The sequence below is a fragment of the Candidatus Symbiopectobacterium sp. NZEC135 genome, from assembly GCF_025962695.1.
The window spans coordinates 1-1,298 of record NZ_JAGFPF010000504.1; the positions used below are offsets into that span (position 1 = coordinate 1).

The window sequence follows — 1,298 nt, forward strand, 5'->3', positions numbered from 1 at the left end:
GGACCGCCGTCATGCCACAGGGAATAGAGTCCGGCCTGCCAGGTATCACTTTTCAGGTGCCCATTACGTTCCAGTTCATCGGTATTGCGCATGACGCTCAGGCTGCCACCAACGGTGACGCTGTCACTTAGTGTATAATCCAGCAGTGCGTAGGCCATCACCGCACGCGCATTTTTTTGTGGAGCCAGATCGAACCCGGAAGATGGCAGTTGCTGCCCTTCAATCCCGACGGCACCGTCCAGCGATCCTGTCCGTCGTGGCAAATCCTGGAGCATCGACCAACGCTGGCTGTGAAGATCGGCCAACGATTGATGCTGGCGTTTCACACTGTCTTCCATGGCGCGCTGCATATCTGCCGCCGACATTGCAGAATGAAGTCGATCGGTATCGGAGATTTCCAGCAGCAAACGCGAGATCAGGCGAGAAACGTCGCTCAGCCGCTGCGCCACGCGATCGGGACCCAACGCGTCTGTCAGCACCGTTTCGTTGTCAAGGGCGGGGTTATGCCAGGTTGCGCCACCGGGAATGGCCGGATTCGTGGTCTGTTCATAACCGTCTAAATCGCCGATGTTCCAGTTGGTCGCCTCCATATACAGCACCGGGATGTTAAAGGCATTGTTAAAACTGTCACCGTCGCTACAACAGCCGGTACCAGCGGGATAATCAGGATTAAGGCCCGGGTTGGTAAACAGCGCTATTCCCAACTCTTTGGCGATACGCAACGTCTGTTCGCGCAAGCTGGTCAGCGCGGGATTTGCCACGCTGTTGCTGCCCGCATGGGCATACAGCATGTCACCGGTGATCATGCTGTCCATGTTGATCATCGCCTTGAGATTGCCGTCATAACCGTCGGCCTGCAAGGCATTGACCAACGCCTGCGAGCCACGCAGCCCCTCTTCTTCCGCACCGAATGCGGCAAATACCAGGGATTTCTCTGTTTGAACGCCGCTGAAATTACGCGCGATTTCGGTCAGGATAGCCGCGCCAGACGCGTTATCGTCGAGCCCTTGTAACGTCGGGCGATTGAAGTACGTGTCAAAATGCGCGCCGGTGATGATGTAATCGTTGCTTACCCCTTGATTATAAACCAGCACGTTTTGTGAGGCGCGCGAACTGCCCCCTGCCGTCCAGGTAAAATCCTGTCTGACTGCGGTATACCCGGATGACAGCATGCGCTGCTCCATCCAGTCCGCTGCGCCGGCAAAATTATCCGTACCGCGATAGCGTCCGGGGTAATCATGGATCAGACGATCCACGGTCACCTGTGCGTAATCGCCATAGTCCACTGCCCATGCGGA

General features: G+C 56.5%; 1 protein-coding gene. It reads right to left on the reverse strand.

Annotated features, from left to right (window positions below):
- Window positions 1–1,298 (reverse strand): M28 family peptidase (locus tag J5224_RS28260; protein WP_264628429.1); only part of this gene is annotated, 1,298 nt, incomplete at both ends.